This is a genomic window from Botrimarina sp., from assembly GCF_040219535.1.
Lineage (GTDB): Bacteria > Planctomycetota > Planctomycetia > Pirellulales > Lacipirellulaceae > Botrimarina.
In genome coordinates this window covers 21,910-33,953 of the sequence record NZ_JAVJSH010000026.1, presented here as the reverse complement: position 1 = coordinate 33,953, position 12,044 = coordinate 21,910, and the positions used below count along the sequence as shown (strand labels likewise).

Annotated in this window: 9 protein-coding genes; 1 reads left to right on the top strand and 8 read right to left on the bottom strand. The window is 64.5% G+C overall.

Annotated elements, in window-relative coordinates:
* Positions 1-5: 5 nt before the first annotated feature.
* Together RIC11_RS15795 and RIC11_RS15790 are read right to left on the bottom strand one after the other, a co-directional pair.
* Positions 6-215 (bottom strand): hypothetical protein, encoded by a 210-nt coding sequence (locus RIC11_RS15795; RefSeq protein WP_350213001.1) that lies wholly within the window; start codon positions 213-215, stop codon positions 6-8.
* Positions 216-293: 78 nt separating this feature from the next.
* Positions 294-2,267, bottom strand: coding sequence for a hypothetical protein (locus RIC11_RS15790; protein WP_350213000.1), 1,974 nt, complete (start codon positions 2,265-2,267; stop codon positions 294-296).
* 42 nt (positions 2,268-2,309) lie between these two features.
* Here RIC11_RS15790 and RIC11_RS15785 point away from each other — a divergent pair, with 42 nt between their 5' ends.
* Positions 2,310-3,272, top strand: a complete 963-nt coding sequence (locus RIC11_RS15785; RefSeq protein WP_350212998.1) for a DUF1961 family protein — start codon at positions 2,310-2,312, stop codon at positions 3,270-3,272.
* Here RIC11_RS15785 and RIC11_RS15780 read toward each other — a convergent pair.
* The 6 genes from RIC11_RS15780 to RIC11_RS15755 all read right to left on the bottom strand — a co-directional run bounded on the left by RIC11_RS15780 (position 3,269) and on the right by RIC11_RS15755 (position 12,036).
* Complete coding sequence (locus RIC11_RS15780) at positions 3,269-5,257, bottom strand: hypothetical protein (RefSeq protein ID WP_350212996.1); 1,989 nt, start codon at positions 5,255-5,257, stop codon at positions 3,269-3,271. The genes RIC11_RS15785 and RIC11_RS15780 overlap by 4 nt on opposite strands.
* Positions 5,258-5,324: 67 nt before the next feature.
* On the bottom strand, positions 5,325-5,657 hold the full coding sequence (rhaM, locus tag RIC11_RS15775) for an L-rhamnose mutarotase (RefSeq protein ID WP_350212994.1): 333 nt from the start codon (positions 5,655-5,657) through the stop codon (positions 5,325-5,327).
* Positions 5,658-5,705: 48 nt separating this feature from the next.
* Positions 5,706-7,130 (bottom strand): sulfatase family protein, encoded by a 1,425-nt coding sequence (locus RIC11_RS15770; RefSeq protein WP_350212992.1) that lies wholly within the window; start codon positions 7,128-7,130, stop codon positions 5,706-5,708.
* Between the two features lie 165 nt (positions 7,131-7,295).
* A complete protein-coding gene (locus tag RIC11_RS15765; RefSeq protein ID WP_350212990.1) occupies positions 7,296-8,684 on the bottom strand; it encodes a 3-keto-alpha-glucoside-1,2-lyase-like domain-containing protein in 1,389 nt (462 codons plus the stop codon).
* Positions 8,681-10,624, bottom strand: coding sequence for a hypothetical protein (locus RIC11_RS15760; RefSeq protein ID WP_350212989.1), 1,944 nt, complete (start codon positions 10,622-10,624; stop codon positions 8,681-8,683). Before RIC11_RS15760 ends, RIC11_RS15765 begins: the two co-directional genes overlap by 4 nt.
* Positions 10,621-12,036: a sulfatase gene (locus RIC11_RS15755; RefSeq protein ID WP_350212987.1), complete on the bottom strand. Its 1,416-nt coding sequence runs from the start codon at positions 12,034-12,036 to the stop codon at positions 10,621-10,623. Before RIC11_RS15755 ends, RIC11_RS15760 begins: the two co-directional genes overlap by 4 nt.
* Positions 12,037-12,044 lie beyond the last annotated feature (8 nt).

The window sequence follows — 12,044 nt, the reverse complement described above, 5'->3', positions numbered from 1 at the left end:
ACGCGCTAGCGGTCGGCGTCGCACATCGCCACCAGCCGCGCCCCCTTCGAGGCTTGCACCCACCCGGTGAGGTCCCTACCACGGCCGCCCGCGCCAATCAGCGCGAGGCGGAGGTCGCCGTTGGCCGATCCACCCCGCGCCAACGCGGGCGAGGCTCCCAGGCCGGCGGCGGCGAGGGTCCCTTGCAGCATCCGACGGCGGGTGATGCGGTGCATCGGTAGCTCCTGATGATTGCGTTATGAAGCAGCGAGTCGGCGACCTCGCGAGGGAGCTTCCCCCCGCGACCCTCGCCCTCAGTTAAAGTCCAGCATCTTTTGCCTGTCGCCCTTGCGAATCGTGACCAGGCCGCTCCCGTACTCGGATTCGAGGAACGGGCTGTCGAAGACCTTGTCCGGGGCGTAGTCGATCGGCTCGCCGTTGACGGTCGGCGTCGCCGCGTAGGTAGTGTCGAGCGAGAGCACGTCGCCGTAGATCGTCTCGCAGGTGAAGACGTCCTCGTAGAGACTCAGCTCGTTGTTCTTCACACGCTCTTTGAAGCTGGCGAGGCTGCCGGCTTCTCGCTTCGACATGACCTCAAGAACAACCGGGGTGTACTCGTCCTCGGGCGTCATCACATGGCCGGGTCGCGTGCGGAAACGCCCCCCCTCCTCCCGCACGCCTTCGAAAGACCGATGCTCTAATGTGAACCCTCCCGCCGCCACACGCACGGCGGCGTAGGCCCCGGGCGCCTCGACAAAGACGATCCCGTCCTCCGCCACGGGCTCGCTCAGGCCGCGGTCCGAGAACCAGACCATCATTTCCGCGGCGCCCTTGTTGTGTCTCAGTTTCTGAGTGACCAGGCTGCCCTTGCTCTGGACCGACCAGAACTGATTGAACGCCACGCGGTTGTCCTTCGGGCGAGGAACCGCGACGATCCGGGGGTCGTGCTCGCCCGCGAAGACGACGCCCTGCCAGCGGCTTTGCGTGCTGATGGCGACCCAATCCGAGAGCGGTCGGGCTTCGGTCATCGGTGTGCCGAGGATGAACGCCGGATCGCAGTAGCTGTACCTTAGGATACCCCCGCCGTCCGCCCGGAGTCGGTTCGGTCGGGGGTTGGGTTGATCCATGTGCGGAGTGCTGTCGCCCTGAATTCCAAGGCCCTGCACACGCTGGCGGATCTCGTAAACGCCGCGTCCCGCCGCGTCCCGCGCGATGTCGGCAACGACCGCGGGCGGACGGTATCCACTGAGCAGCGCCCCGACGTCGTGGCCGTTCAGTTTTGGCTGCTCGCCGATGGCGAAGTACAGCCAGGCGAGAACGGCATTCCCGTGCGTCCTGCTCTGCACAAAAGCGTTATTCCCCTTAACTCTGGAACCGCCGCCCCCCATGTGCCCCATCAGCTGCTCCTCCGCCCAGTACGCGAAGTACATATCGAGCGTCCGACCCGCCGCCCGCCGGACCTCCTCATCGCCGAAGTCGTAGAAGTTGTAGAATCCCTTGATCAGCGTGCTGTTGTACCCGTCGCTCCTCATCTCGACGCACAGGCCGCGGCGGGCGCGTTCAAGGCAATACGCCACGAAGTAGGTGTTCCACGCCTCGAAGTGCTCCGACAAGGTGGCGCCGTCGTCGCACCGTTTGTCGCGGTACGCGGGGAGGTCTCGAGCGTACTTCGCGAAGTGCCAGTGGCAAGTGAAGTCCATGGCGTGGTGGTTCTCGGAGCCGTAGATGTCCCACGTTCTGGACGCTTCGTACTCTGCCTTTCCCAACCAGGAGCACTTCTTGGTGTAGACCCACATGTACTTGAGCAGCCACGACTCGGTCGCCTCGCTGATCCGTCCGGCGTCGACGGCGCCCCGCGGGCCGTACATCTCAAGCAGCCGCAGAACGATTTCCGCGTGCCAGTGAAAGCTGTCTCGATCGCAGATGACCAGCGGGTTGTCTAAGTAGTACTTCGCGTTCTCTACCAGCGCGTCGTTCGCCTCATCGACCCGCTCGCCCAGGTAAAGGCACCGGGCCGCGAAGGCAACGATCGAGTACGAATAGGCTCGGACGTACGGGCCGCGCGTCTTGCTCAACGGAGGCTGCTTTCTCGCTCGCTGTAGCGGCTTGCCCGCTTCGGCGAGGAAGATGGCGTCGGCGCGGGCGCCGACGCCAGATATCACCTGCTCGGGCGATTGGGTATCCGCTTTGGTCACGCCGACAGCGGCAAGCAAGAGCCCGCCGGCAAGAGCGAGCCGCCTGGCGCGGCCCGTGATCTCGTGGTTCAGCACGCAAGGACCGTGACTCACAGTGTCCCTTTGGTATACTGTTGCTGGATTCGAGTGTTCGCCATGACGACGGTTGTCGAACGCGGTGGTCGTGCGAGTGGCCCCGCACCTTCACGCCTCTCCCTTAACCGCTCGCCACCGATGGCTGGGACCGCATCGACGATCGACCGCTTGCTGCTTCTTGCGGCTTGTCTGCTGTTCAGCAGCGTCTGTCCAGTGTTGTCGGCGTCCCCGGATATCGGCCTCGCGAACGATCGCTACGAGGCGGCCGCCGCCCGAGAGTGGCGGGAGGTGTTCCACGACCCGTGCACGGGGGACTGGAGGCGGTTTTGGTTTCTTGACGGCGAAGTCGGCGTGGTGAAGACCGGACCGAACGGGATAGACCTGACCGCCGGACCGGAGTTCAAGAACGACGCCCACCACATGGTGTTGTGGACAAAACGCGAGTTCTCGGGCGATCTGAAGATCAGCTACGAGTACACGCGGCTCGATCGGGAGACCCGGTGCGTCAATATACTCTTTATACAGGCAACCGGCAGCGGGAACGGGCCGTACTCGCGGGACATCGCCGAGTGGAGTGCTTTGAGGCGGGCGCCTGCGATGCGCGTCTACTACGACCACATGCACACGTACCACCTGAGCTACGCCGCCTACCCGAATAACTCGGACGAGACGAGCTACATCCGGGGCCGCCGGTACCTGCCCGAATCGGATGGACTGAATGGCACGGCGCTGCGTCCCGATTACTTCCCGTCGGGTTTGTTTGAAACTGGGATTCCGCATCAGATCTCCGTCATCAAGGCCGATCGTGAGTTGCTCATGCGGGTTGAGAACGAGGAGCAGACGGCGGTCTTTCGCATGGTCAACGACTCGTTGCCGCCGATTTCTGAAGGCCGCGTTGGGCTAAGGCACATGTTCACGCGGTCGGCCCGGTATCGTGACTTTCGGATCAGCGCGCCAATCGCCGCCGGCTCGGAGGGGCTTGCCGAGCCGCATGAAGAACAACCGGGCCAGAGCGGAAGCTAGTTGGAGCACGGTGTTAGCAGGCTTGCGAAGTCGAGCACTCGTTGTCGATTGCCTTTGCGGATGGTGACCACGCCGACGTTGTAGTCGGCGTGCAGGAACGGGCTGTTGAGCGTCTCGGCTGGGGAGAAGTCGACCGGAGAGCCGTTGATGGTCTGTGGGGTGGCGTAGCTGGTATCGAGCGTCAATTGGTCGCCGTAGATCGTTTCGTAATGGACGACCGCGCCTTTGAGGCGCGGTTCTCGGGAAAGAACGAGGTCCTGAAGCGCGTTGAAGTCGGTCACGTCACTCTTGGCCATGACCTCGACGATCACCGGGGCGTATTCGTCTTCTGGCGTCAAAGAGTGGCCCGGCCGGGTCTCGTAAACGATGCCCTCGATCTTGTGAGTGACGTAGGTCGGGTCGGTCCAGCAAAACCCTCCGGCGGTGGTCCGGATCGCCGCGAACGCGTTGGCCGCCTCGACTAGAACGACGTCGTCGATCTGGACCGGCTCCGACATTCCCTCCTTCGGAAACCAGACTAACATCTCTGCCGTGTCTCGGTTGTCCTTTAGTTTCTGGGTGATCAAGGTTCCCTTGCTCTGCACCGCCCACTGGGCGTTGAGGTTGCGATTGTTGGCTGTGCCACGCGCAATCGGGATGATCCTCGTGTCGTTGTCTCCGCTAAAGATCACGCCGTAAGTGCGGCTCTGCGAACTTATCGCGGCCCAGTCGGAGCGAGGCCGCGCCTCGGACATTGGGCAAGCCATGATGAAGGCAGGGTCGCAGTAGCTGTAGCGGACGACGCCACCGCCATCGGTGCGGAGGTCGTTTCGCCTCTCGCCGTGGGGGAACGTCACTTCGCCGAGTCCTTGGGCACGCTGACGCACCTCGTAGCGCCCACGACCCGCGATATCTAGGGCGATGTCGGCCACAACCGGGGGGGGGCGATAACCGGTCAACGCGCTGTTAATGTTGCCGCCGTAGACTTCCGGCCGCTCGCCCATGCCGAAGAAGAGCCACGCGGCGGGGGCGGTTCCACGTTCGAGGTTTGCTTGCAGCGCCTCGTAGAACGGGACTCGCGAGCCGCCGGCGGCCATGCGGCCGTCGATCTGCTCCTCCGCCCAGTACGTCCAGGCGACATCGAGCAGCATGCCGGCGGCGCGGCGTACCCGCGGTTCGCCGAAGTCGTAGAAATTGTAGTAACCGCGCGTGGTGGCGGTGAAGTAGTGAGAGTTCATCATCTCGATAAACGGACCCTTCTTCGCCCGCTCGACAGCGTAGGCAACGAAGTACTCGTTCAAAGCGGCGTAAAGCTCGCCGAGCGTGGCCCCATCCTTGCACTTGAGCGACTGGTACTCGGGTCGATCCTTGGCGAGCTTCGCGAAGTGCCAGTTCAGCGTGAAGTCCATCGCGTGATGGTTCTCGGACCCATAAAGCCTCCACGTCGCCGACTCCTTGTAGTCGGCTTTCTCTAGCGACGCGGACTCGCTGACGTACAGCCAGATCGGCCGAAGGAGGTACTCCTCCGCCTCGCTCGTGATCCGGCCCGCGGCGGCGCTCCCGTCCGTGCCGTACATGTCGACGAGACGCATCACCGTGTCGGCGTGCCAGTGGAAGCTGTCACGGTCGTTGATGCCCGACGCGTTGTCCAAGTAGTGCTTCGCGTTCTCAGCGAGCGCGGCGTTCGCCTCCTCTAGGTTCTCTCCCAGGGAAAGGCACCGGGCCGCGAAGCCCACAATCGAGTAGGAGTACTCCCGGGCGTACTTGCCGCGTCCCGGACCGAACGGCGGGCGGATTTCGCCGCGAATGAGCGGCTGGCCCGCTTCGGCGCGGAAGTACGCGTCGACACGCCCGTCGATGCCGGCGATGACCGCCTCGGGGTCGGGGCTCTGCTCCGCCGCTTGAGTCAAGCCGACGGAGGCGAGCGCGATCGTCGCGGCGAGCGCTATTCGTGTGGCGGATGAACGCTTGGTCGTCCCACCGATCGAGTTAGTCAGGCGTGACATCACTGCCCCCGTAAGCCGAATCTGAGAGGGTTGGGTGTTTGAGAGCGACGGCCGCTTGCCCACGGGGTCACGGGGAGCTCGAGGACTCTTGCAAGCAGAAGACCTCGGTGAGGTCTTCCGACCGCGGGCTGTTGTCTGGGTTGGACGGCATGATCTCCCGCATGTGCGCCCACCATTCTTGGCAGGCGCCCGTGTTTGCGATGTCGCTCCATCGCGACTCCTCTTCGACTTCGACGTACGCGAACAGCTGGCTGGTCTCGGAGTGGAGGAAGATCGAGTACCGATGCACCCCGTGTTTCCTCAGCACGGACTCCAGCTCGGGCCAGATCGGGTTGTGTCGCCGCCGGTACTCTTCGTGCCGATCGGGGTGTACCGACATGAGGAGCCCTTTGCGTATCATCAAGTGGTGCCTTGCTTGCGTCGTCGAGCGAGGTCATTAGGCGTTTCTCTAGAGGTTGACCTCGCGGTGCTTGGCTTCGAGCTCGGTCGCATCCAGGAACGGGTCATCCGTCTCGACGCGCCAATCGAGTATCAAGCCTTGCATCCGCCTCAGCGTTTCCCGGTGTTGCGGGTCGCGGGCGAGGTTCTGGAACTCCCAGGGGTCGTCACGCAGGTCGTAGAGCTCCCACTCGGGGGGATCCGCTTGCCGCGCCATCGCCCGCTGCCCGTCGGTCTCTTGGTAGCGATCGCTCTGAGCGATTTGGTAAGCGGTGTCGCCGTCAACGCCTGGATCGATCGTGAGTTCGCCGGCGAGCAGATTGTGGATGACCTTGTAGCGCGAGTCCCGGATCGCCCTCCTCGGAAAGAACGGCTTCCCGACGTGCTGGTGATACTCGCCCGCGAGGCTCGTGCGCCAGCTCGTATCGTCGCCCGCCGCAACAGAGCGTAGCGACCGCCCTTGGACGTGGGCGGGCGTGTCGAGTCCGGTCGCGTCGAGGATCGTGGGGAGGATATCGACCGTCGAGGTGAACGCGCCGCTCACGTGCCCCGGCTTGGCGACGCCCGGCCAGCGGACGAGCAACGGCACCCGCAATCCCGCCTCGTAGCAGGTGGTCTTGGCGCGCACGAACGGCGGGCCGTGATCGCTTACGAAGATGACGAGGGTGTCGTCGGCGTGGCCGGAGGACTCGAGTTCCTTCATGAGCATGCCAACGCCCGCGTCGAGCCGTCGGACGCAGTTGTAGTAGTTCGTTGCTTCCCGGGTCAGCGCTTCACCGTCCACCCTTTGGAACGGCCACGGCGGCACGGCGCCGACTGGCATCGGGTCCTCGGGAAGCCCGTCGAGCTGCGGTGAGAACGGGTGATGCGGATCGACGTAACTCACGACCAAACAGAACGGCTCGCCATCGCCACCCCGGACAAAGTCCCGGGAGGCCGCCGCCATCGCACGCACTTCTCTCCCGTTGTTGGGGCCGAGCTCAGCGTTGAGTTGCAAGTCGAAGCGGAACGCGGACTTCGGGTTTACGTGAAGCTTCCCGATGACCGCCGTCCGGTACCCGGCAGCACGCATTAGGTGCGGGAGCGTGTGACCTTGGAACTTCTTCGCCAGAGGCGGATTGTGGGGCTTCGCCAGACCGATGTGCCCGTGCGTGTGTGGGAAGAGGCCCGTGTAGATAGACGCTCGCGACGGGCTGCATGACGCCTGAGCCGTGTAGCAAACCTCAAACCGAGCGCCCGACGCCGCGATGGCGTCTACGTTCGGGGTCTCTATGTGCTTGTCGCCGTAGCAAGAGAGTTGCAGCCCCAGATCGTCCGCCAGAATGAGCAGCACGTTAGGGCGATCGCCGGCCGTCGCTGCGCCAGCGATCACCCACAGAGCGAGCACGAGCGGTAAAGCTACGGAGCGTTGGGCGATGTCGAGCCGGTAGGGCATCGTCGTGAGTCGTTGTTGAGATTCGCTGGTGGTTCGGAACGGCGAGCCGCGAGTTGAGCGATTCGGCAGGTGGACGGCGCGTGGCGCCGTACACGCTGACGCGACCGCCCCGGGCGGCAGCCCGGCGATTGGCAAGTCGGATAGGACTCGGGTTGGGGCGAGGAGCTACCTCGCCGGAGGGAAAGCGCCGGGCGCCACCTCGTGCAGTTCCCGAACAAGGATCGCCGCCACGGCGTCCGCGCCGGCCGGGCTGAAGTGGGTCGTGTCGCGTGGTTGAGCGTTGTAAGCGGCGCAGCGCCGCGGACCGAGCGCGTTTGCTTGGTCTACGCTCAGCGTGTAGAGATCGATGGATAGCGTCTCCATCTCGCTCGCGACGGCCATCGCGCTCTGGGCGTATCGACCGAGCGTCGCGTGGAAGGGCTTGTCGGGCTCGTTCCACCGCTTCGGGCTAATCCGCCCCGCCCCGTCGAAGTTGCGACGGGTGACGGGGCTTACGACGATTGCCTCGGCGCCGGCGGCCTCGATCCGCTCGACGTACGCCCGCAGCAATCCCTCGTAGACGTCAAGACCGTAACGCTTCTGATCGTTGTGCCCGAACTGCACCAAGACGTAGCGCGGAGAACGCGTCAGGAGTTCGTCGAGGCGGTGTGAGAGCGCTTCGAGCGTCGCGCCGTTCTTGGCGTAGTTGAGAACCTCAACGTGCCCGCTGAGCCGCGTGCGGAGCGCGGGACCCCATCCGTACGTGTCCGCTACGGTGGAGTCGCCAATCAGGCCGATCGTGACGGTCGGAGGATCGGCTGGCTCAGGTGGCGGTTCCGACGAGTCCAGCGGCTGGACCCAGATGTTCCGGAAGCGGACCGGGCTGAGGTGCTCTTGTAAGATGAGCGGGCCCTTGCCGGTGGCGTCCATCACCTCGCGTAAGCGAGCGATATAGGGCGTCGGCGGGGTGAGCATAGTGCAGTACTTCGACCGAGGCTCGCGGAACTCGGCGCCCCGCTGGACGGCGATCCCATTCAGCCACGCGTCAAACCGACCGGGAACCGTGATCTCGCCTTGCCCATTGCGGCGTGGGGCGAAATAGCGGACGTGGTACGTCTGCCACTGCTTTGGAGGCTTGGCCGGATTAACCAGCGGCTTGTGGAAACGATAGACCGATCCCATCTCACGCCACGTCAACGGATCAACGCGGTAGGAGTTGAGGATCTGCAGCTCGTAGAGGCCGTGGAAGTACAGGCCGCTGTTTCCGGTCCAGCCGTCCGGCAGCCAGAACTCTGCGTGAACCAGCGCGTCCTGGAACAGGTATTTGGATACCAGGTGGTTCGCGCCTTCGATCCTGTCTCGCAACGTGACGGTTAGCACACCGTTTTCGAGTTCCCAGTCGCCGGGCCCGCCGTCTAGGGCCACGAAGTCGCAGACGCCCGGACCGAGCAGTTGGACGGCGTCGGCCGGTCGTGTAGGAGGGGCCGGGCCGGGCTTGCCGGCCATCGAGGCGCCCCACGGGCATCCCGCCAGAGCGACGCCGAGCACGATCCGAATTGCGGCTTGCGGCCTCATAGGAGCGACTCGTGGACCGAGATGTCGTTGAAGTCAAGGACGAGGCGGCGTTTGCCCTTCTGAATCTCAATCACACCGCTGTTCCAGAGGGACTTCACGAAGGGGCTGTCGAAGACGTTGGCCGGTGCGTATTCGACCGTTTCGTTGTTGATCATCGGCGGCCTCCTGTAGTCGGTGTAGAAGGTGAGCCGGTCGCCGCCGAGCGCGTCGTACGTCAACACCCCGCCGGAGTGGACCGGCCGTGACTCGATCACGGCGTCTTGAAACGCCCTGTAGTCACGATGCTCACGCTTGGGCGACGCCTCCAGGATCACCGGGGTTAGGCTGTCGTCGCAGCAGAGCCATTCGCCGGGGGCGCCGGTCGCTGACGGGCGCCAACGGGTCGTCCCCTCGACCGCCAGCACCGCGACGTAGGCGCCGGGCGCCTGCGAGAACACCCATCCGTCACGCTCGACGCGGTCGCCAAGACCCGGGCGGGAGAACCAAATGCGCAAGGCGTCGGGAGTCTGGCTTTGCCCCTCGGCCGCCAGGCGCTGCGCGATAAGGGTGCCCTTACTCTGGACCGACCACTGTTGGTTGTAAGTCTTCGACGGGACGCCGTCGCGGCACTGGACGTACAACCGGGCGTCGGGCGCCCCGCGAAATACCACCCCGTGCCAGCGGTTCTGCGAGCTGATCATCGTCCAGTCGGAGAGAGGCCGCGCCTCGCACATCAACGCGCCCATGACGAAGTCAGGCGTGCAGTATGAGTACTTCAGAATCCCGCCGAAGTCTTGCCGGAGCCGGTAGTCGGGCGGTTGGTAGAAGCCGGGCTCGGCGAGGCCCATCCGTCGCTGCACAATCTCGTAGTTGCCCCGATCGACCGGATCGAGTGCGAGGTCGATCACCACCAGCGGAACCCGATAGTCGCTCGTAATCACGGACAGCAGGTTGCCGGTACCCCGCGGCTCGCCCAGTCCGAAGTGGAACCACGCCATCCGGCTCGTTGTATCCATGCCTGTTTGGCTTCCGTTTCCCTGATAACAACGCGTCTTCCCTCCACCCCGGACGCCGTCGATCTGCTCCTGTGCCCAGTTCGCCCAGAAGAGGTCGAGGAACATGCCAGCCGCCCGACCCAAATCTGGATCCTCCGAGAAGTCGTGGAACGCGTGAATTCCCTTCAAGGACTGCAGCGCGTATCCGGGGCTTGATACCTCGACGAATAGCCCCTTGCGGGCGCGCTCCCGCAGGTAGTCGATCGCGTACCGCGTCCACGCCCGGTGGTGCTCGGCTGGGAGGCCGCCATCGTCGTACGGCCGATCGCGATACCGTGGCTCGTCCTTCAGGAGCTTCGATAATTGCCAGACCGTGGAGAAACGCTGAAGGTCGTGGTTCTCGGACTCGTAGACGCACCAGGTGCGAGACACCGAGAGGTCCGCATCCCGTCGTGCCGAGGTCTCCTTGCAGAACGCCCAAGCCAGATCGAGCAGCAGGTCCTCGGTTTGTTGAGTGATCAATCGCGGTTCGATCGATCCGTGACTGCCGAAGAATTCGACGCAGCGGTACGCGATGTCGCTGCTCCAGTAGAAGTTGTCTTTGTCTCGTCGCTCGGCCGGGTGGGTGAGGAAGTACTCCGCGTACTCGCTCAGCGCCTCGTTGGCCGACGCGGGGTCTTCGCCTAGCAGCAGCGTCTTGAGGGCGTGGGTCGAGAGCGAGTAGCCGTAGCCGCGGACGTACGCCGGGCGGCCCCGTCCCAGCGGCGGCTGTTTCTCGACGCGTGTCAACGGCTTGCCAGCCAGCCGTGACAGCGTGGCCGCCGCTCGCGCGGAGAAGCCGTCACGAACGGCGACCAAGTCGTCGTCTTCGGGGGGCGGAGTCGGTCTCGTCCCGCTGGCGCTCACGTTGAGCCCCATCAGCAGAGCGGCCGCCATCGCGGCGGCTCTCACAGCGGCATGCGTCATTCGGCGCTCCCTTCGGCCAACGCTTCGATCTGCGCCATGAGCGCGCGCATCCGGCTAACCGTCTCGGCCCGCTCTGGCTGCGAGACCACGTTGACATCTTCGTCTAGGTCGTTGCGGTGATCGAACAGCATCTCGGCCCCCGAGTCGTACTCCGCGTAGAGGCTCTCCGGGGTCACGATGGCAGCGCCGCGAGTGTTACGCATATAGGCCGCGGCCTTTCCGGGCAGGGTCGGATCGGCCATCAGCGGTACAAAGCTCTTGCCCTGTAAGTGCCCCGGCGCCGGTACGCCGGTCAGCTCACAGAGGGTGGGATACAAATCGATCAGCTCGACGATTCCGTCCACCTCCGCGTCCGGGGTGTATCCCGGTGCGCTGACGATGAGCGGCGAGCGCAAGGAGTTGCGCAATAACGTGTGCTTCCCCCAGAAGTCATGCTCGCCGAGTTGCCAGCCGTGGTCTCCCCAAAGGACAACCACCGTGCGATCGCGGATGCCCAGATCGTCCAGCGTGTCCATCAATCGACCGACGAGCGCATCGACGTAGCTTACGCAGGCGTAGTAGCCCCGGCGGGCCACTCGGTGAAACTCGTCGGAGTTGTACTCCACCCCACGGTCGTGGTACGTCCGAATCTCTGATCCGCTGCGCAGTTCGCGTGGGGCGTTGACCGGCGCGGACCGGTTTTGGGCGATATCGATCCGCGACGCGGGGTAGAGGTCCCAGTATCGCTGGGGCGCGTAGAATGGTAGGTGCGGCCGCACGAAGCCGCAGGCGAGAAAGAATGGAGCCTCCCCGCCGGCGAGCCGCTTCAGGTCGTCGATCGTCTTCTCGCAGACTTGACCGTCGATGTAGGTCCCGTCGGGCACGTCGGGGGACTCGAAGAACGGACCCCGCTGCTTCAACCCTCCGACGTACTGCTTGGACTCGGGGTCGTGGGGCGTGGCGTGATTGTTGTCGCGCGGGCTGGTCACCAGGTTGAACGGGGGCTCCGACCAACTCGACCCGACTGTGTCATCCGCGGCGTGGAAGATCTTCCCGTTGCTCACGGTGTGGTAGCCCGCCTTCTTGAAGGCGCCCGGCAGAGTGCGGCAACCGGCCGCCTCACGCTGGACCAACACGTTATTGTCGAGGAAACGGCTCGAGGTGGCGTAGAGGCCCGACAGCAGGCTCGCGCGGGAAGGCCCGCAGACGGGGAACTGGCAGTACGCGTTGTTGAAACGGACCCCTTCGACAGCCAGCCGATCTAGGTTAGGCGAGACCACGTGGTCGGCGCCGTAGCAACCGAGCTCGGGTCGAAGGTCGTCGATCGCGATGAACAGAACGTTGAGCCGGTTCGACGGCGTTGCCGTGTCGGCGGCCGCCGCGGCGTAGCCCGGGGCTGCGAGCAGAAGGAGGGTGGCGAGGAGTTTCGTCATCGGTAGCA